The organism is Mycolicibacter engbaekii (assembly GCF_002101585.1).
Lineage (GTDB): Bacteria > Actinomycetota > Actinomycetes > Mycobacteriales > Mycobacteriaceae > Mycobacterium > Mycobacterium engbaekii.
This window is the reverse complement of the sequence record NZ_LQOT01000025.1, coordinates 21,575-40,358: the sequence shown is the minus strand read 5'-3', so window position 1 is coordinate 40,358 and position 18,784 is coordinate 21,575. Positions and strand designations below refer to the sequence as shown.

20 protein-coding genes are annotated in these 18,784 nt (G+C 70.0%); 14 read left to right on the top strand and 6 right to left on the bottom strand.

From position 1 onward, the window contains the following. Positions 1-10 precede the first annotated feature (10 nt). Complete coding sequence (menJ, locus tag AWC02_RS07360) at positions 11-1,240, top strand: menaquinone reductase (protein WP_085128128.1); 1,230 nt, start codon at positions 11-13, stop codon at positions 1,238-1,240. A gap of 71 nt (positions 1,241-1,311) precedes the next feature. Next, positions 1,312-1,995 (top strand): class I SAM-dependent methyltransferase, encoded by a 684-nt coding sequence (locus AWC02_RS07355; protein WP_085128127.1) that lies wholly within the window; start codon positions 1,312-1,314, stop codon positions 1,993-1,995. Positions 1,996-2,017: 22 nt separating this feature from the next. On the opposite strand, the gene AWC02_RS07350 is transcribed toward AWC02_RS07355, so the two are convergent. Continuing rightward, on the bottom strand, positions 2,018-2,710 hold the full coding sequence (locus AWC02_RS07350; protein WP_085128126.1) for a demethylmenaquinone methyltransferase: 693 nt from the start codon (positions 2,708-2,710) through the stop codon (positions 2,018-2,020). 37 nt (positions 2,711-2,747) lie between these two features. On the opposite strand from AWC02_RS07350, the gene AWC02_RS07345 reads away from it, so the two are divergent. Beyond that, a complete protein-coding gene (locus AWC02_RS07345) occupies positions 2,748-3,392 on the top strand; it encodes a DsbA family protein (protein WP_085128125.1) in 645 nt (214 codons plus the stop codon). Here the strand turns inward: AWC02_RS07345 and AWC02_RS07340 are convergent. Genes AWC02_RS07340 through AWC02_RS07330 form a run of 3 tightly spaced genes read right to left on the bottom strand, consistent with a single transcriptional unit; the run spans position 3,389 to position 6,433 of the window. Continuing rightward, complete coding sequence (locus tag AWC02_RS07340; protein WP_419179215.1) at positions 3,389-3,940, bottom strand: DUF3592 domain-containing protein; 552 nt, start codon at positions 3,938-3,940, stop codon at positions 3,389-3,391. The genes AWC02_RS07345 and AWC02_RS07340 overlap by 4 nt on opposite strands. Continuing rightward, the gene (gene menD, locus AWC02_RS07335) at positions 3,937-5,592 is read right to left on the bottom strand and encodes a 2-succinyl-5-enolpyruvyl-6-hydroxy-3-cyclohexene-1-carboxylic-acid synthase (protein ID WP_085128124.1); all 1,656 of its coding nucleotides are present in this window, start codon (positions 5,590-5,592) and stop codon (positions 3,937-3,939) included. The genes AWC02_RS07340 and menD overlap by 4 nt, the downstream gene beginning before the upstream one ends. Before the next feature lie 10 nt (positions 5,593-5,602). Further along, positions 5,603-6,433, bottom strand: coding sequence for an alpha/beta fold hydrolase (locus tag AWC02_RS07330; RefSeq protein WP_085128123.1), 831 nt, complete (start codon positions 6,431-6,433; stop codon positions 5,603-5,605). 37 nt (positions 6,434-6,470) lie between these two features. Here AWC02_RS07330 and AWC02_RS07325 point away from each other — a divergent pair, with 37 nt between their 5' ends. After that, positions 6,471-7,193, top strand: coding sequence for a sensor domain-containing protein (locus tag AWC02_RS07325; protein WP_237160363.1), 723 nt, complete (start codon positions 6,471-6,473; stop codon positions 7,191-7,193). Positions 7,194-7,197: 4 nt separating this feature from the next. Here AWC02_RS07325 and AWC02_RS07320 read toward each other — a convergent pair whose 3' ends face one another. Beyond that, on the bottom strand, positions 7,198-8,175 hold the full coding sequence (locus AWC02_RS07320) for an o-succinylbenzoate synthase (protein ID WP_085128122.1): 978 nt from the start codon (positions 8,173-8,175) through the stop codon (positions 7,198-7,200). Positions 8,176-8,390: 215 nt separating this feature from the next. On the opposite strand from AWC02_RS07320, the gene AWC02_RS07315 reads away from it, so the two are divergent. From AWC02_RS07315 to menE, 9 genes are all read left to right on the top strand, one after another. After that, positions 8,391-9,293 carry a 1,4-dihydroxy-2-naphthoyl-CoA synthase gene (locus AWC02_RS07315; RefSeq protein ID WP_085128121.1) on the top strand — a complete coding sequence of 301 codons (903 nt, stop codon included), beginning with the start codon at positions 8,391-8,393 and terminating at the stop codon, positions 9,291-9,293. A 42-nt stretch (positions 9,294-9,335) separates the two neighbouring features. Next, positions 9,336-10,205, top strand: coding sequence for an SDR family oxidoreductase (locus AWC02_RS07310; protein ID WP_085128120.1), 870 nt, complete (start codon positions 9,336-9,338; stop codon positions 10,203-10,205). A gap of 33 nt (positions 10,206-10,238) precedes the next feature. After that, the gene (locus AWC02_RS07305) at positions 10,239-10,643 is read left to right on the top strand and encodes a VOC family protein (protein WP_085128119.1); all 405 of its coding nucleotides are present in this window, start codon (positions 10,239-10,241) and stop codon (positions 10,641-10,643) included. Positions 10,644-10,756: 113 nt separating this feature from the next. Next, on the top strand, positions 10,757-12,034 hold the full coding sequence (locus AWC02_RS07300) for an inorganic phosphate transporter (RefSeq protein ID WP_085128118.1): 1,278 nt from the start codon (positions 10,757-10,759) through the stop codon (positions 12,032-12,034). Next, a complete protein-coding gene (locus AWC02_RS07295) occupies positions 12,031-12,324 on the top strand; it encodes a hypothetical protein (protein WP_085128117.1) in 294 nt (97 codons plus the stop codon). The genes AWC02_RS07300 and AWC02_RS07295 overlap by 4 nt, the downstream gene beginning before the upstream one ends. 43 nt (positions 12,325-12,367) lie before the next feature. Next, positions 12,368-13,573, top strand: coding sequence for an inorganic phosphate transporter (locus AWC02_RS07290; RefSeq protein ID WP_085128116.1), 1,206 nt, complete (start codon positions 12,368-12,370; stop codon positions 13,571-13,573). A 5-nt stretch (positions 13,574-13,578) separates the two neighbouring features. Next, entirely contained in the window at positions 13,579-13,869 is a 291-nt protein-coding gene (locus AWC02_RS07285) for a hypothetical protein (protein WP_085128208.1), read from the top strand. A gap of 57 nt (positions 13,870-13,926) precedes the next feature. Further along, positions 13,927-14,229 carry a DUF3349 domain-containing protein gene (locus tag AWC02_RS07280; protein WP_047319687.1) on the top strand — a complete coding sequence of 101 codons (303 nt, stop codon included), beginning with the start codon at positions 13,927-13,929 and terminating at the stop codon, positions 14,227-14,229. A gap of 14 nt (positions 14,230-14,243) precedes the next feature. Then, a complete protein-coding gene (menE, locus tag AWC02_RS07275) occupies positions 14,244-15,389 on the top strand; it encodes an o-succinylbenzoate--CoA ligase (protein WP_419179217.1) in 1,146 nt (381 codons plus the stop codon). A 60-nt stretch (positions 15,390-15,449) separates the two neighbouring features. Here the strand turns inward: menE and AWC02_RS21875 are convergent, their stop codons facing one another. Next, complete coding sequence (locus AWC02_RS21875) at positions 15,450-17,156, bottom strand: DUF7159 family protein (RefSeq protein ID WP_085128114.1); 1,707 nt, start codon at positions 17,154-17,156, stop codon at positions 15,450-15,452. 118 nt (positions 17,157-17,274) lie between these two features. Here AWC02_RS21875 and AWC02_RS07265 point away from each other — a divergent pair, with 118 nt between their 5' ends. Continuing rightward, on the top strand, positions 17,275-18,747 hold the full coding sequence (locus AWC02_RS07265) for a DUF7937 domain-containing protein (RefSeq protein WP_085128113.1): 1,473 nt from the start codon (positions 17,275-17,277) through the stop codon (positions 18,745-18,747). Positions 18,748-18,784 lie beyond the last annotated feature (37 nt).

The following is an 18,784-nucleotide window of genomic DNA, read 5'->3' as shown; positions in this document are numbered from 1 at the left end:
ACTGGTCACTGTGAATTCGCAGGCTGATGTGGTGGTGGTGGGCGCCGGACCGGCCGGGTCGGCGGCAGCCGCCTGGGCCGCTCGGGCGGGCCATGACGTGCTGGTGGTCGATTCGGCCGGCTTCCCCCGGGACAAGCCGTGTGGGGACGGTCTGACCCCCCGTGCCGTCGAGCAACTGGAGCTGCTCGGGCTCGGCGAGTGGCTGGACAGCCACATCCGGCACCGGGGCCTGCGACTGACGGGCTTCGGCGGCCATGTCGAGGTGGCCTGGCCCGGGCAAAGCTTCCCGTCGACCAGCAGCGCGGCGCCGCGCACCGAACTCGACGAGCGCATCCGCAAGGTCGCCGAGGAGTCCGGTGCCCGGATGCTGCTGGGCGTTAAGGCCGTCGGGGTCCAACATGATTCGTCGGGGCGGGTGCGCGCGGTGGTGCTGGCCGACGGCGCCGAGGTGGCCTGCCGGACGCTGATCGTGGCTGACGGGGCCCGCTCGACGTTGGGCCGGGTGCTGGGCCGCGAGTGGCACCAGGAGACGGTCTACGGGGTGGCTGCCCGCGGTTATCTGGCCTCGCCGCGCAGCGACGAGCCGTGGCTGACCTCGCATCTGGAGCTGCGCTCGCCCGAAGGGGCGGTGCTGCCGGGCTACGGCTGGATCTTTCCGCTGGGCAACGGCGAGGTCAACATCGGCGTCGGCGCGCTGGCCACCGTCAAGCGGCCGGCCGACGTGGCGCTGCGACCGCTGATGTCCTACTACGCCGACCTGCGCCGCGAGGAGTGGGGTTTCCAGGGCCCGGTGCGTGCTCCGGCCAGTGCGCTGCTGCCCATGGGCGGTGCGGTCTCCGGCGTCGCAGGACCCAACTGGATGTTGATCGGTGACGCCGCGGCGTGTGTGAACCCGCTCAACGGCGAGGGCATCGACTACGGCATGGAGACCGGGCGACTGGCCGTCGAACTGCTGGGCGATGCGGGCGCAGGCGATCTCTCCCAGGCGTGGCCGGCCCTGCTGACCGCCCACTATGCCCGCGGGTTCTCGGTGGCCCGGCGGCTGGCGCTGCTGCTGACGTTTCCCCGTTTCCTGCCCGCCACCGGCCCGGTGGCGATGCGTTCGACGGCGCTGATGCGGGTGGCGGTTCGGGTGATGGCCAACCTGGTCACCGACGACGACGCGGACCTGGTGGCGCGGGCCTGGCGCGGCGGAGGACGACTGTCCCGGCTGGTCGACCGCCGCCGCCCGTTCTCCTAGCCGCCCCCGCGCGGGACCACTTGCATATCAACCTCGTTGACGTACGCGGGGGGCGTTGCTATACCGGGGTGATGAGCGATTCCAGCGATTCCATGGACTTGCAGTTCGACGCCGCCTACCGGGGCGAGTCCGAGCAGTTCGGGGTGGGCGCCAAACCCCCGTGGAGTATCGGGGAGCCGCAGCCCGAATTGGCCCGGCTGATCGCCGAGGGCAAGTTCCACGGTGACATCCTCGACGTCGGATGCGGCGAAGCCGCCATCTCGCTGTACCTGGCCGAACGGGGCCACACCACCGTGGGCCTGGACAGTTCGCCCACCGCCATCGACCTGGCCCGGCGCGAGGCGGCCCGGCGGGGACTGACCAACGCCACCTTCGAGGTCGCCGACATCAGCGCGTTCTCCGGCTATGACGGCCGGTTCGGCACCATCGTCGACAGCACGCTGTTCCACTCGATCCCGGTGGAGGCCCGGGAGGGCTACCAGCGCTGCATCGCCCGGGCGGCCGCCCCCGGGGCGTCCTACTTCGTGCTGGTCTTCGACAAGGCCGCCATTCCCGAAGGCCCCCCTTTCGCGGTGACCTCCGACGAGTTGCGCGAGGTCGTCTCGAAGTACTGGGTGGTCGATGAGATCAAGCCGGCCCGCCTGTACGCGGTGTTCCCCGACGACTTCCCCGGCTTCGGTGGCGTCCCTCTGCGCGACGAGCCGGGCGGGCGCAAGTCCGCTGCCGGGTGGCTGCTCTCGGCGCACCTGGGCTGAACGCCCCCGGCCGGGGGGCGAATCACTCCAGCGGTTTGCGGGCCGAATGCAGCGCGACGATACCGCCGGTGAGATTGCGCCAGCTCACCTCCGACCAGCCCGAGGCGCGAATCTGCTCGGCCAGCGCGGCCTGATCCGGCCAGGCGCGGATCGATTCGGCGAGGTAGACGTAAGCCTCCGGGTTCGAGGACACCGCGCGTGCCACCGCCGGCAGCGCGCGCATCAGATACTCCTTGTAGGCGGTGGCGAACACCGGCACAGTCGGGGTGGAGAACTCGCAGACCACCAGACGTCCACCCGGCCGAGTCACCCGGGCCATCTCCCGCAGGCCCGCGGTGTGGTCGACCACATTGCGCAACCCGAAGCTGATGGTCACCGCATCGAACACCGCGTCGGCGAAGGGCAGCCTGGTGGCGTCCCCGGCGACCTTGGGCACCGCGCGACGGGCACCGGCGGCCAGCATCCCGACCGAGAAGTCGGCTGCCACGCACCAGGCACCGGAGCGGGCCAACTCCACCGTCGACACCGCGGTGCCCGCGGCCAGGTCGAGGACCCGCTGGCCGGGCCGCAGCTCCAGGGCCAGCCGGGTGGCCCGCCGCCAGGAGCGGTCTCGGCCCAGCGACAGCACGGTATTGGTCAGGTCGTAACGCCGGGCGACGCCGTCGAACATCGACGCCACGGCGTGCGGATCTTTGTCCAGGCTCGCGCGGCTCACCCGACCGACGGTACCCGCCTCCGATAGGGTTCCTGGAATGCGGTCTTTGCTAGGCACATTCGCAGCGCTGGCGGTCGTGGGCGCGACCCTGTCGGGTCCGGCGGCAGCCGACCCGGACCGGCCCGGCACGGCGCTGAGCGCCGACCACTTCGGTGTGCTGGCCGGCGCACCCACCGCCCCGGTGCAGCTGGAGATCTTCTGCGACCCGCAGTGCTCGGAGTGCGCCAAGTTCGAAGCGGCCTTCGGCGACGCTCTGGGCCGGCACCTGGCCGACGGCGAGGTGGCGGTGACCTACCGGTGGATGACGTTCCTGGACGCCCGCCGCCACAACGACACCTCCGCCCGGGTCGGCAACGCCCTGATGGCAGCGGCCGACCCGGCCACGCCCGCCGATGCCTACCAGACGTTCGTGACGGCTCTGTACCGCAAGGGCGCTACCCCCGACGTGCGCGAGATTGCCGCCACCGCCGGCGAGAGCGGCCTGCCCGAGCATGTGGTGCAGCGCATCGCCGACGCGCAGCCGGCCGTGGACGCCACGTCGATGAACGCCTTCAACCGCGTGCAGCTGCTGGCGGCGAACCCGGCCAGCCCCGGCACCCCGACGGTGTATGACCTGACCACCAGGACGGTCGTGGACACCGATGACACCGGCTGGCTCGACCGGCTGGTGTCCGAACGCTAGCCGCCCGAGCGCCGCATCACCGACCGAGTCCTGGCGTACCGTCGTTCGGCCAGGTTGCACCCCGCCAGCGCTGCGATCCCGACGAGCCAGGCGATCACCGCGACGGAGCCGGCCGGGATGACGGCCAACACCGCGGTGCGGTGCTGGACCCGCACCAGATCCGGGTCGGCCTTGTTGTATTCGACGTAGATCCTCATCCCGGTCGCCAACTCCGAGGGATAGAGCACACCGAGCTCCGGGCGGTAGGTGATCCGCTCCGGCGTCACGAACTCGATGGTGGAGCGGCGAAAGCCCGCGTTGAGCACTTCGGCCTCGGCCACGCCCATGTCCCGCTCGATGGTGATGTCGTTGCGCCAGGCGCCGGCCACCAGCAGTACCGACTGCAGCGTCACAACCGTCACCATGATCAGCACGCCGATGCGCGACCAGCGCAGCAGCCGGCCCGCCTGCGAATTGCGGGGCAGAGCGCCGTCCCCCCAGACCAGGCCGTACACCAACGGCTTCAGGGTCCGGTAGACCCGGGTGGACCGGTAATCGGGCAGTCTCACAGGGCCGCCTTGATCGCGGCATGCAAGGACCGCAGCGACGACCGGTCCGCTTTGACCTCGAGCACGCGCACACCGCCGGCGGGTTCGGCGAGTGCGTCGGGCAGAGCTTCCGCCTCCACCTGGGAGAACTCGACGTGATAGGCCCGGCACAGCGCGGCGACATCGACGTCGTGCGGGGTGCCGAAGACCCGCGACGAGACGTCGGCGAACCGCGGGTCGCCCTGCTCGAGCAGCTCGAAAATGCCGCCACCGTTGTCGTTGGACACCACGATCGTCAGCTGCTGCGGTCTGGGCTCGGTGGGCCCGATCAGCAGCCCGGAGCTGTCGTGGACGAACGTCAGGTCCCCGATCAGCGCGAGGGTGCGCGCGTCGGGATTGCGCCGCTCGTGGGCCAGGGCGGCGCCGATCGCGGTGGACACCGTGCCGTCGATGCCGGCCACGCCGCGGTTGGATCGCACGGCGATACCGCCGCCGCCCACGGCGTTGCCCAACCCGACCAGCGCGGCGTCGCGTACCGGGTTCGAAGCGCCGAGCACCACCTGGTCACCGGGGCGCAGCGCAGCGGCCACGGCAGCGGCCACGTGCAGGCCGGTGGTGAGCGGGTGCGCCGCCAACTGCTCGCGCACCGCGGCCTCGGCATGCCTGTTCAGCTCCGCGCAGCGGCGCAGCCAGGCCGGGTCGGGTTCCCCGGAGGTGACGGCCCGGGTACCGGTGGCCTGCGAGTTCCCCGAGACGTCCGGCCAACGCGGACCGGTGGTCAGGGCGTACACCGGCACCGTGGGGTCGGCCAGCAGGCTCGACACCGGGCGGTGCAGGGTGGGCCGGCCGGCCATGATGACCTGCTGCGGGTGCAGCAGGGGCAACGCCAGCGGGTGCAGCGGATTCTGCGGCGCAGGAGCGGTGGGTTCGGCGACGGTGGGCAGCGCCGCCAGGTTGGGGTGGCTCCCCGCACCGTGCCCGGCAATCACGACGGTGTCCGGGGTCAGGTCGATGTCCAGGGGCTGGTCGAAGGTGACCGGCGGGGTGAGGGTCCACGGACGCCCGTTCGGCCGGCCTGCCGGCTCGGTCGACCGATCCGGGCTCAGATCGGGGACCAGGGGCTCGCGTAGCGGGATGTCGAACTGCACCGGTCCGGCGTTGGCGGTCCGAGATCCCGTGGCCGCGACCAAAACTCGGCACACCGCCGATCGCCATGTGGCATTGAGTGCGTCCATGCGCTCGGGGGCGTCCTCGGCCAGTCCCAGGCTGATCGCGGCGCGCACCTGGGTGCCGAAGTAGCCCAGTTGTTCCATGGTCTGGTTGGCGCCGGTGCCCAGCAACTCATAGGGGCGGTTGGCGCTCAGCACGATCAGCGGAACCCGGGCGTAGTTGGCCTCGACCACCGCCGGGCCCAGGTTGGCCACTGCCGTGCCCGAGGTCATCGCCACGCACACCGGCGCGCCCGCCCCCACCGCCAGCCCGATCGCCAGGTATCCGGCGGTGCGCTCGTCGATGCGCACGTGCAGCCGCAGCCGACCGGCCCGGTCGGCGTCATGCAGTGCGAACGCCAGCGGCGCATTGCGTGACCCCGGGCACAGCACCACGTCGCGGACGCCACCGCGAATCAGCTCGTCGACGACGATGCGGGCCTGTGCCGTCGAGGGGTTGGTCATTGGTATCAGGTTAGTCGTGCGGCGACGGTGCAGCCGCCCAGCGGAAGGGCTTGCCGTCGACCTCGGCCAGGAACTCCAGGGCCGCCTTGTTGACCTGGTCGGGCTTCTCGATGAAGCCGAGGTGCCCGGCGTCGGGGATCTCCAGGTAGCGTGCGCCCGGGATCGCGTCGGCGACTTCACGGCTCAGGTGCGCCGGGGTGACGACGTCGTCGCCGAAACCGATCACCAGCACCGGCTGGGTGATGTTGGCGTAAGCGGGCAGCCGGTTGGTCAGCGGCGCCACGTCGAGCTGGCAACGCAGCCCCGGCGTGTTCTTCACCGGCCACATGGTGAACATCGCGATCCAGTCCTTGATCGCCGCGTCGTCGCTGAGCGTCTTCGGCGAAAAACTCTCCAGCAGGCGCACCTTGGCTTCGTACTCGGCGGGCAGTTGAGCACCGGACTCGGCGAGTTTGGCTTCGGCGGAATAGAAGAACTCGCGGGCGCGGTCGTGGCGGCCGCGGGTTGCCATCAAGACAGCGGATTTCACCAACTCGGGCCGTGCCAGCATCAGTTCTTGGGCGATGAACGAGCCCATCGACACCGCGACGATGCGGACCGGGGCGATGTTCAGCGATTCGATCAGTTCGGCGGTGTCGGCCACCATCGTCTCGGTGGTGAACCCGGAAGCGTTCTCGGTGGCACCGATGCCACGGTTGTCGAAGGTGATCGGGCGGTACCGGGCGAGCTGGAACTCGCGGACCTGATGCAGGTGCCAGCCCCGGCCGGCGCCCCCGCGCCCGGCGATGAAAAGGACCGGCTCCCCGTCCTGATTGCGGTCGTCGTAGGCGAGGTTGGTCACCAGAGTGAAGGTACGCGACGCCTCGGCGCTTTAAAGTGTGAGCATCGCAACTGCGCAGCGGGGGAAGGTGATGCGGCTACGGCACGCCGGGTTGGTGTCTGTACTGATGCTGGCCTGCGCCGTGCTGACGGACTGCGCACGCGTCACCGGCGGAGTGGCGATCCCCGCCGACCTCGACGGTCCCCGGCCGGTGACCGCCGCCATGCTGCCCGAACTGCTGCTCAAGGCCGCCACCGTCAGCGACATCATGGGGGCCGGCGGCATGCGGGTTGAAGACTCCCGATCGCGGATGTTCGACTCCGGCCGCCAATTCCCCGACCACAGCTGCCTGGTGGCCTGGATGCCCGCCGAGAAGACGGTGTACGGCGAAGCAGACTGGACGGCGACGCTTGCCCAGAGCCTCACCGAGTACAGCCACGACCATTTCGTGATTCAGGCCGCGACGGTGTTCGCCACCCGAGACGCCGCGCGGAGCTTCTTCGGCATGACCGCCCGGCAATGGTCCCCGTGCGGGGAGCGAACTTTCGGAACCGTCAAAAACGGCCGCCCCGACACCTCCTGGACATTCGACCCGGTGACCGACGTCGACTGGACGCTGTGGATGACCCAGCACCAGGACGGAAGCGCGGGTTGGTCATGCCAGCGGGCCCTGCGCGTGACCAACAACGTGGCGATCGACGTACTGGCCTGCAAGCTCTACGTCAGCGATGAAGCCGTGACGATCGCCAACGGGATCGACGCCCGACTGCCCAGCGTGTGAGCACTCAGCGCCGCAACAGGCGATGGCAGGAGCCGATCCGGTCGATCCACCACTGACGGCGTTGTGGCGTCGCGCGCAGAGCCTCCAGCCGGGCGGGGTCCGGGACAACCGACTGCACCGGCAGGTAGCCATCGGTCGGCGCCGGCGTCTCGACGATGTCGTCGACGAACAGCGATCCGGTGCCCAGCCCACAGGCGTGCTGCAGGTCCGGCAGTGCGGCGGCGGCACGCAGACCTGTCGCGATGCCGACCGCCGAGTCGATAGCACTGGAGACCACCACCGGGATCCCAACCTGGTCAGCGATCTGCAACAACGCCGAAATGCCGCCCAGCGGTGCGACTTTCAGCACCGCGATATCGGCGGCACCGGCTTTCGCGACCGCCAAGGGGTCCTCGGCCTTGCGGAGGCTCTCGTCGGCGGCCACCGGCGTGTCGATGCGGCGGCGCAACTCCGCGAGCTCGGCGACCGTGGCGCAGGGTTGTTCCAGGTATTCCAGTGCGCCCAATGCCTTTGCCGCCTCGACCGCCTGATCGAGCGTCCAACCACCATTGGCATCGACCCGCACGGTGGGGATGAGCGCGCGGACGGCTTCGACGCGGGCGACGTCGTCGGCCAGGGTCTGGCCGGGTTCGGCGACTTTGACTTTGGCGGTGCGGGCGCCGGGGAACCGCGCCAGCACCTCGGGAACCCGCTCGGGCTCGACCGCGGGCACGGTTGCGTTGATGGGGACGCGGTCACGGAGGGGTTGCGGAAGTTCGCAATAAGCGCTCTCGAGCGCGGCGGCCAGCCAGTGCGCCGCCTCGAGCGGTTCGTATTCAGCGAACGCACCGAACTCTCCCCAGCCGGCGGGGCCGTCGATCAGGGCCACCTCCCGCACCGTGATGCCGCGAAATGTGACGCGCATCGGCAACGCCACCACATGCAGGCGGTCGAGGATGTCGTCCAGCGGCGGCGGCCCCTCCTGCCGGTGGCTCGTGCTCACGCGCGCCGACTCTTCGCCGGTTCGGCAGCCCCGCGAGGACCGTGCGTACGGGCCGTGCCGTCAAGACAGCCGTTCGTCCGGGCCGTCCACACCTGCCTGGTCATCGTCTCCACGGTAGACACCCTGGTTGGCGGCTGCTGCCACGCGGCCGAACTGCGCGCGTCAGCCCGCAGTGTCGCGCCACCTGCCGCCACCGCACCGGTACGGTCGCAGGCGTGAGCAGCAACCCCTTTGACGAGAGCATCTGGCGACCCGTCGACGGCTTCGCCGACCTGACCGACATCACCTATCACCGCCACGTCACCGACGCGACGGTGCGGGTGGCGTTCAACCGTCCCGAGGTGCGCAACGCGTTTCGGCCGCACACCGTCGACGAGCTGTACCAGGCGCTGGATCACGCCCGGATGTCTCCGGACGTCGGCGTGGTGCTGCTGACCGGCAACGGGCCCTCCCCCAAAGACGGCGGCTGGGCGTTCTGCTCCGGGGGCGATCAGCGCATTCGCGGGCGCAGCGGCTACCAGTACGCCTCCGGGGAGACCGCCGACACCGTCGATGCGGCCCGGGCCGGCAGGCTGCACATCCTGGAGGTGCAGCGGCTGATCCGGTTCATGCCCAAACCGGTGATCTGCCTGGTCAACGGCTGGGCCGCCGGCGGCGGGCACAGTTTGCACGTGGTGTGCGACCTCACCCTGGCCAGCCGCGAGCACGCGAGGTTCAAGCAGACCGACGCCGACGTCGGCAGCTTCGACGGCGGGTACGGCAGCGCCTACCTGGCCCGGCAGGTGGGCCAGAAGTTCGCTCGCGAGATCTTCTTTCTGGGCCGGACCTACACCGCCGAGCAGATGCACCAGATGGGCGCGGTCAACGAGGTTGTCGACCATGCCGACCTGGAAGCCACCGGCGTGCAGTGGGCCAAGGAGATCAACGGCAAATCGCCTCAGGCGCAACGCATGCTGAAGTTCGCCTTCAACCTGCTCGATGACGGCCTGGTGGGTCAGCAACTGTTCGCCGGGGAAGCCACCCGACTGGCCTACATGACCGACGAGGCGGTCGAGGGCCGCGACGCGTTCCTGGAGAAGCGCGATCCGGACTGGAGCCGGTTCCCCCGCTACTTCTAGGGGCGATCGCCTGCCGCGAGCCCCCGCCTAGACTCGCCAACCATGAGCAAGAGCCCGCTGCGCCGCCTGACCGAGGCGGCCTTCCTGACCGCAATGCGGCCGCCCGTGGCGCCGCAGCTGCTGGCATACCGGCCGCTGGCCAAGCCGATCGAGCTGCGGGGCAAGCGGGTGCTGCTCACGGGTGCCTCCTCGGGTATCGGCGAGGCCGCGGCCGAGCGGTTCGCCGCCGAGGGCGCCACCGTGGTCGCGGTGGCCCGCCGCAAGGACCTGCTCGACGAGGTCGTGGCACGGATCACCGCCGCCGGCGGCCAGGGCATTGCGATTGCCTGCGACCTGTCCGACATGGCGGCCATCGATGCCCTGGCCGCCGATGTCGAAGACCGGCTGGGCGGGGTGGACATCCTGGTCAACAACGCCGGGCGTTCGATTCGGCGGCCGCTGGCGGAGTCGCTGGACCGCTGGCACGACGTCGAGCGGACCATGACCCTGAACTACTACTCGCCGCTGCGCCTGATCCGCGCGATCGCCCCGGGCATGCGCCAGCGCGGCGACGGGCACATCATCAACGTCGCCACCTGGGGTGTGATGAGCGAAGCCTCACCGCTGTTCGGGGTGTACAACGCCTCCAAGACGGCGCTGTCGGCGGTCAGCCGGGTCATCGAAACCGAGTGGGCGGATCAGGGGGTGCATTCCACCACGCTGTACTACCCGCTGGTGGCCACCCCGATGATCGCGCCCACCAAAGCCTTCGAGAACCGCCCGGCACTGAGTTCCGGCGAGGCCGCCGAGTGGATGATCACCGCGGCGCGCAGCCGACCGGTGCGCATCGCCCCGCGCATCGCGGTGACCGCACGCGCCCTGGATGTGGTGGCCCCCGGCTTGGTCACCTCGGTGATGCAGCGCGGCCGCTGATACCGCGGCGCCGAACGTGCTAGACACGCAGGCATGGAGATTCTGGCCAGCCGGGTCTTGCTCCGTCCGGTCGACTACCAACGCTCGCTGCGCTTCTACCGCGACGAGATCGGGTTGGCGATCGCCCGCGACTATGGCGCCGGAATGGTCTTCTACGCCGGCCAGTCACTGATCGAACTCGCCGGGCACGGCAACCCCCGCGTTGCTCCCCCACCGTTCCCGGGGGCACTGTGGCTGCAGGTGCGCGACGTCGCCGCCACCCAGGCCGAACTGCAGGAACGTGGCGTGCCGATCGCCCGGGAAGCCCGCCAGGAGCCGTGGGGGCTGCGTGAGATGCATGTCACCGATCCCGACGGTCTGACGCTGATATTCGTGGAGGTGCCCGCCGAGCATCCGCTGCGGCGCGACATCCGACAGACCAAACAGCCCGAGGCGTGAGGTTAACGAAGGGCAAACAGTTCGAAACGTCTCGACATACACCGGCGTTTCCCACAGGCGATGGTTAGACAACCGACCCATCGAGGCACCAGAATCAGTGCCGTGATGCTCCCGTGAGCCTTGATCTGTTCCTTTTGATCATCGTGGTAGTCACGGCTTTGGCCTTCGACTTCACCAACGGCTTCCATGACACCGGAAACGCGATGGCGACGTCGATTGCCAGCGGTGCGCTCAAGCCGAAGGCAGCGGTCACGCTGTCGGCCTGCCTGAACCTGATCGGCGCATTCCTGTCCACCGCCGTCGCGGCGACGATCGCCAAGGGGCTGGTCGACGCCCATCTGGTGACCTTGGAACTCATTTTCGCCGGGCTGGTCGGCGGCATCGTGTGGAACCTGCTGACCTGGTTGCTCGGCATTCCGTCGAGCTCGTCGCACGCCTTGATCGGCGGCATCGTGGGCGCGATGATCGCCGCGGTGGGCGGCCACGGGGTGATCTGGAGCGGCGTGGTCTCCAAGGTGCTGGTACCGGCGGTGGTCGCCACCCTGATCGCCACGGTGATCGCCTCCGTGGGCACCTGGCTGGTCTACCGCGCAACCCGCGGCGTGGACGAGAAGCGGTCCGAGAAGTTGTTCCGGCGTGGCCAGATCGGTTCGGCCGCGTTGGTGTCCCTGGCGCACGGCACCAACGACGCGCAGAAAACCATGGGTGTCATCTTCCTGGCCCTGATGTCCTACGGCGCCGTCAGCACGTCCGAAACCCTCCCCCCGTTGTGGGTGATCGTCAGCTGCGCGCTGGCCATGGCCGCCGGAACCTACACCGGTGGCTGGCGCATCATCCGCACCCTGGGTAAGGGACTGGTCGAGATCAAGGCTCCCCAGGGCATGGCGGCCGAGTCGTCGGCCGCCGCCGTCATCCTGCTGTCCAGTCACTTCGGCTACTCCCTGTCCACCACCCAGGTCGCCACCGGTTCGGTGCTCGGCAGCGGCGTCGGCAAGCCCGGCGCACAGGTCCGCTGGGGCGTCGCCGGACGGATGGCATCGGCCTGGCTGGTGACCCTGCCGATGGCCGGCGGCGTCGGCTCCGGCGCGTACGGCCTGGTGCACGGCATCGGCGGCTACTTCGGAATCGCCGTCGGCGTGACGCTGCTGATCACCGCGGTGCTCGCGATCTGGCTGCGGTCGCGCCGCGCCCGTATCGACCACAGCAACGTCAACGCCGAATGGGACGGCACCCTGACCGGCGGCCTGGACGCCCCGGGCGTGCGGCCTGAGGAAGCCGGCCAGGAAGTCGAGCGCGCCCTGCGCGCGGCGCTCGAAGCCGGCACCGACGAGGCGCAGCTGGCGGCTGGGCCCGACACCCCCGCCCCGGCCCGCGAGGTCATCCGCTCATGAGCCAGTGGTTCAACTTCGACGCCACGCTGAAGATCCTGGTTTTCGGCCTGCTGGTCGGCGGGCTGCTGCCGGCGCTGTTCGCCGTCGGCGTCCGGGTGAACGCGGCCGGCACCAGCGCCTCCGCGGTGGACGCCGGGACGCCCGGCCTGCGCCGGTCGCTGTTGGTGGCTCTGAGCTGGACGATCTTCCTGGTTGTGCTGGCCGTGGCGATCCTCGGGGTGCTGTTCATCGCCCGCGACTTCCTGGGCCACCATCTGGGTTGGTACCTGCTGGGCGCCAAGCACGGCTGACCCGGCTCGACAAGGTCCCGGTGCTGCTGCAAAAATCCGCACGGTGACCTTGGAGCTGTTCCTGTTGATCACGGTTGTGATCACCGCCCTGGCTTTCGACTTCACCAACGGCTTCCACGACACCGGCAACGCTGTGGCCACCGGGATCGCCAGCGGTGCTCTCAAGCCCAAGACGGCGGTGACGCTGTGCGCGACGCTGAATCTTGTCGGCGCGTTCATGTCCACCCAGGTGGCGGCCACGGTGGCCAAAGACCTCGTGGTCACCAACCTGGTGACGCTGGAGGTGATGTTCGCCGGCCTTGTCGGCGGCATCGTGTGGAACCTGACCACCTGGCTTTTCGGCATCCCGTCCAGCTCGTCGCACGCCTTGATCGGCGGCGTCGTGGGCGCCATGCTGGCCGCCGCCGGCACGGCCGGGGTGCGCTGGCCCGGGGTGGTCTCGAAGGTGCTGGTGCCCACGGTGATCGCCGTGCTGGCCGCGACCTTGGTCGCCACCGTCGGCACCTGGCTGGTGTACCGGTTGAGCCGGGGCGTCTCGCGAAAACGCACCCTGCGGGACTTCCGGCGCGGCCAGGTGGTCTCCGCGGCCCTGATGTCGCTGGCGCACGGCACCAACGACGCCCAAAAGACCATGGGCGTGATCTTCCTCGCCTTGATCTCCTACGGGGCCGCCCACAAGACCGATGTCACACCGCCGCTGTGGGTGATCGTGTCGTGTGCGGTGGCGATGGCCGCCGGCACCTATTTCGGCGGGTGGCGGGTGATCCGCACCTTGGGCAAGGGACTCGTCGAGATCGAATCCCCCCAGGGGATGGCTGCCGAGTCGTCCTCGGCGGCCATCATTTTGCTGTCCAGCCACTTCGGCTACTCACTGTCGACCACGCAGGTGGTGACGGGTTCGGTGTTGGGATCGGGTCTGGGAAGGCCCGGAGCCACCGTGCGCTGGGGAGTCGCCCGCCGGATGGCGACCGCCTGGTTGATCACGCTGCCGCTGGCCGGCGCCATCGGGGCAGGCACCTACCAGATGATCCACCGCATCGGCGGCTTCCCCGGCACCATCACCGGCGTGGTGCTGCTGGTGGGAGCCTCCGCACTGATCTGGCTGCAGTCGCGTAAAGTCCCGGTCGACCACACCAACGTCACCGCCGACTGGGGCGCCCATATGACGGATGGCCTCGAAGTCATTGCGCCCCAACCGGATGCACCCGGCGTTGCGGACAAGGTAGGCACCGAGGAGGTCGGCGCGTGACCACCTTGAGCAGCTGGTTCGACTACGTTGCGACAGCGAAGATCCTGATCTTCGGCCTGCTGGTCGGCACCGCGCTGCCGGCGTTGTTCGCCGTCGGCGTCCGGCTGGGTGACGCAGCCGACACAGCGACGCAGTACCGCCGGGAACTGATCCTGCTGCGGTGGATGGTCTTCGCGGTGTTGATCGCCGCCGTGGCGGTCGGAGTGCTGTTCATCGCCCGCGACTTCATCGAGCATCGGATCGGCTGGCAGTGGGAAGACTGGGGCACGTGGGACGAGGTGTTTGGCTTTGACTAGACGTACTATGGCAGCCGACATGTTCCTGGCGGTGTCGGTGCGGGAAGTTGACGCGGGATGAACAAGTTTCTCACCTCGATCGTCGCCTGGCTGCGCGCCGGGTATCCCGACGGCGTACCGCAGAATGACTACGTTCCGCTACTGGCACTGCTGTCGCGGCGACTGACCAACGACGAAGTCAAAGACGTTGCCCGCGAACTGATCGGCCGCGGGGAGTTCGATCGCATCGACATCGGCGTGCTGATCGCCCGTCTGACCAACGAACTGCCCGCCGCTGAGGATGTCGAACGGGTACGTGAGCGGCTGGCGGCAAAGGGCTGGCTGCTCGACGACGCCCCCACCAACGGAGGCAACCCATAGCACTCCTGCGTGCGCTGGCGATCCCGCCCGGCGGTGCCGTTGCCACGCTCTTGCCCGCCCTGCAGGAGGTTTTGGATGGGCGCAACGACGCATTCACGCCGGTAGGCACCGACACCGATCCAGCGACCCTGACCGCATTGCGGGTGGGTGAACCCATCAGCGATGACCTCGCGCTGGTGGTGACCACCTCGGGAACCACCGGGACTCCCAAGGGCGCCCTGCTGACAGCGGCGTCTCTGATGGCCAGCGCCGCTGCCACGCACGAGCGACTGGGCGGACCGGGCCGCTGGCTGCTGGCGCTGCCGGCTCACCATATCGCGGGCATCCAGGTCCTGGTGCGCAGCGTTGCTTCGGGCACCGACCCCGTGGAGCTCGATGTGACAACAGGTTTCGACGTCGCGCAGTTGGCCGCAGCGGTGTCTGCACTCGGCTCCGGACGGCGCTACACGTCACTGGTCGCCACCCAACTCGCCAAGGCGCTGACCGTCCCGGCTTCCGCGGCCGCACTGGCGGAGCTGGACGCGGTGCTGCTGGGCGGAGGCCCGGCACCGCAACCGGTATTGGACGCCGCAGCAACCGCGGGGGTGCGGGTGGTGCGCACCTACGGCATGAGCGAAACCGCCGGCGGTTGCGTCTATGACGGGATTCCGCTGTCGGGCGTCCGGGTGCGCATCGGCAGCGAGGGCCGTATCACGATCGGCGGTCCCACCCTGGCCCGCGGTTACCGCAATCCGGTTGAACCGGACCCGTTCGCGCAGCCAGGATGGTTTGTCACCGATGACGTTGGCGCCCTTGACTCCTCGGGCCGTCTGACGGTGCTCGGCCGAGCCGATGACGCCATCAGCACCGGCGGCCTGACGGTACTTCCCGGTCCGGTGGAGTCGGCGTTGTCGACCCATCCCGCGGTGGCCGAGTGCGCGGTGTTCGGGATCGACGACGATCGGCTGGGGCAGCGCGTGGTCGCCGCGGTCGTGACGGCCCCAGGTGCGGCACCGCCCACCCTGGAAGAGTTGCGCGCCCATGTCGCGGAGTCTCTGGACAGTACGGCCGCGCCGCGCGAGCTGCATCTCGTCGCCTCGCTCCCCCGGCGCGGGATCGGCAAACTGGATCGAAAGGCACTGGCGCACCAGTTCTCTGCCGGCCGGAAAGCATCCGGCTAGACCGCGCGCCCGAATCGCGGCCAGCGAACCGGGCCCTGAGCGGTCACCGGGGTGAGAAGTTCAGTCCGCCCCACCACTCGAGCCACCGCTCGAGCCGCTGGAACCACCGCTCGAGCCACCGCTGGAACCACCGCTTGAGCCGCCGGAGTCGCCGCTGGAACCGCCACTCGAGCCGCCGGAGTCGCCGCTGGAGCCGCCGCCGGACCCGCTGCTGGAGCCGCCGCCGGACCCGCTGCTGCCCGACGATGCCCCGGCGTCGCCGGCTGAGCCCCCGGAACTCGACCCGCCGCCGGAGTCGCCGGCAGTACCGCCGGAACCGGCGGAAGTACCGCCCGAGCTACCTGATTCACCCGAGGTGCCGCCCGACGTAGTGCCGGAGCCGCCTGCACCGCCCGACCCGGATGTTCCCGAACCCGAACCGCTGGAGCCGGACGTCCCCGAATCGGAACCGGTCGACCCGGAAGCCCCCGAACCCGAACCGCTCGTGTCGCCGCCCTGTGCACCGGAACCGGATCCGCCCGCGTCGCCACCCCCGGAACTGCTGCCGTCAGAACCCCCGGTGTTGCCGCCGGACCCGCCGGTGTTGCCGCCGGACCCGCCGGTGTTGCCGCCCGAACCACTGTCGCCGGAACCGCCGGAACCGCCACCGGATTCGCCCGGGTTACCGCTGGAGCCGTTGCCTCCCGTGCTGCCGCCCGAGCCGGCGTCGCCGCCGGAGTTACCGCCTTCGCCGTGGTCCCGGCCAGGCCCGACACCTCCGCCACCGTTACCCGAGCCGGGCAGCCAACCGCCGCCGCCACCGACCGGCCCGGTGATGATCGGCACCGGAATGGGGAACGGGATCACCGCAGGAGGCGCCGGTGCCGCCGGGGGTGCCGGCACCGCCGGCGGAACAACGACGCCCGGCGCGGGCTTAAGCGGCGCGACAATGGAGTTCAGCGGTGGAGCCTGCGGAGCCGGTGTGGGCACCGGCTTGGGCATCGGCAGCACGGGCATGAAGTTGCCCGGCACCGGCTGGGACTGCGGCGGCTGCACCACCGGGGGCTGCGACGGCGTGGACGCGGCGGTCGGGCGGATGCCGATGGTCACCGCCACCGCCAGTGCCGCGCACCCGGCGACCAGAATTCCACCGACCGAGCTGCCCACCAGAAGTGCACGCCCCACCGGCGGCGGTGGAGCCTGTTCGTCGGCTTCAGCGGGGTCGGCTCCCCCGTAGTCGGCCTCGTAGCCCTCGTAGTCGTTCTCGGCATACTCCAGCGGCAGCAACTCACCGTCGTCGTCGGTCATCGAATACGCCAGCTGTTGCTCCGGCTGGCCTTCCTCCACCGCTGGTGCCAGCTCCGTAGACGTTGCCTCCACGGCGCCGGCCTGCGTCACCGCCGGTGCGGTCATGGTCGCGTCGCCGCCGGGATCGGCGGGCAACCATGTGGTCTGACCGTCCTCGTCCGTGGCGTTGCGCGCCAGCGCGACGGCCGAACGCGCCTGGGCCAGCTCGGCGACGTTCTCGACCCCCGCCTCCTCCAGGGCCCGGCGGAGCTGGGCGAGCAATTCCGAGTCCGACCAGCACAGTCGCGTCGCCGCCAACCGATGGCCCTCTTGGGCCAGCATGCGATGCGTACCGAGCACGGTGTCGGTCAGCGTTTCGACCGGATTGCGCGTCAGGTCGAGCATCGACTCGTCGAGGACGGCATCGCCGTAGCCGTCCGACTCGACGAGCGCCAGCCGGGCGAGCGCGCCGGTGATCGACACGCCGAGCGCGACGTCCATTACGCGTCTCCTTCCGCGGCCACTCGATTAGCCAGTCTAGCCGCGCCTGATCAATAGCCGGGCGACCTGATTTTCGCAGGTCCGCGGCGTACACGCTGCCCGCAGCTATGGTGAGCAGGTGATCGCCGAGTCGACCAGGACCTGGAATATCGGCCGCGATGCGACGGCCGCGGTACTGCTGATCACGGCGTCGGCCCTGCCGTGGAGCGTGTACCTCGGCGCCGGAATCCCGGGCACCACGGCGTGGTTGTCGGTTGCGCTGGCCGTCGCCACGGTGCTGGCGCTCGCTGCGATCGCCGCCACCTACGCCGGGCCCTGGGCGATCACGCGCGAGCCGGCCGATCCGGCCGCCACCGCGACCCTGCGACTGCTGCTGGCCACGCCGTATCTGTTGTTGGTGCTGGGGGTGGTAGCCGCCGACGTGGTGCAGACCGCGCGCTACGGGGGAAGCCCGCGACCGCCGGGCGGGGTGGGTCCGGGCGCCCTGCTGGGCACCGCGGGGGCGTTGCTCGCCGCGCAACCGGTGCTTGCCGGACCGGTGCGCCTGTGGTGGCGCACGGTCCGCGTCCTGGGATACGCATCGATCGCCGGTGCCACCCTGAGCACGCTGTTCAACCTCTATTGGCGTGTGAGCTTCGCCCTGCCGGACGCGCAGTCTCCCGACGGCTTCGGCCGCCAGCAGGTGGCGATCATCGCGACCGCCCTGGTGTACGGGGCGGTGGCATGGGTCACGGTGCTCTTCGCCTCGCGGTGGGTGCTAATGCGAGACAAGGCATCCCAGCTCAGCATTGTCCTTCTCGGCGCTGCCACCGTGGTTGCCGTACTCCTGGTGTGGGTGCTGCCGGTGGGCCGCGACATCGACGGCTTTCACGGCATCGCCCAGAACACCTCCACGGCGGGGGTCGGTTTCGAGGGCTATCTGGTGTGGGTGGCGGCCGGAGCGTTGCTCGCGGTGGCCGCCGCACGCGACGCGTCGCCGACAACGTGGCTGGCGGCGACCCGTAACACGCTGCTGCTCATCGCGGTCTGGAGTTGCGGGTCGGCCCTCATGCGCATTGTCGATCTGAGTGTCGCGCTCGGCCTGGACCTGCCGCGTTCGCCCTACGACAGCGTTGCGATGGCCTCCTTCGACGTGGTGAGCGCGGCCCTGGCGATCTGGCTGCGGCTCAACCTGGGTAATCGATCCCTGCCGGGGGCCGCCGTCTGGTCGGTGAGCGCCGTCCTCGTCGGCTTCACGGTGGCGCGCGTGGTGGTGGGTGTCGGTCTGGCTCCGCGGCTCGCGGAGGCCCAGCGCGTCGCCGCGGCGGCGAACCCGGTGTACGGCAACGGACTGGCGCAGCAGATCACCAGCACCTTCGACGTGGTGCTGTGCGGCCTTGCCCTGTGCGTCCTGGGGGTGGCGATCATCGTCGGACGCCTGACGGTGCCCGCCCACGACCGCCACAAGCCCGGCGAGCCCGGCGCACCGCGCATCTTCCGATCAGCGAACTCTCCCACCGCCGCACCCACGGGTGGACCAAAGATCTATCGGGGCAGCGACGATGCAGCCGAAGACGGCGACGTGGTGCAGGGCAGCTCGGGCTGCGACTGAGTGCCTTCGCGCGGCCAGCACGAGCACCGGTGCACCG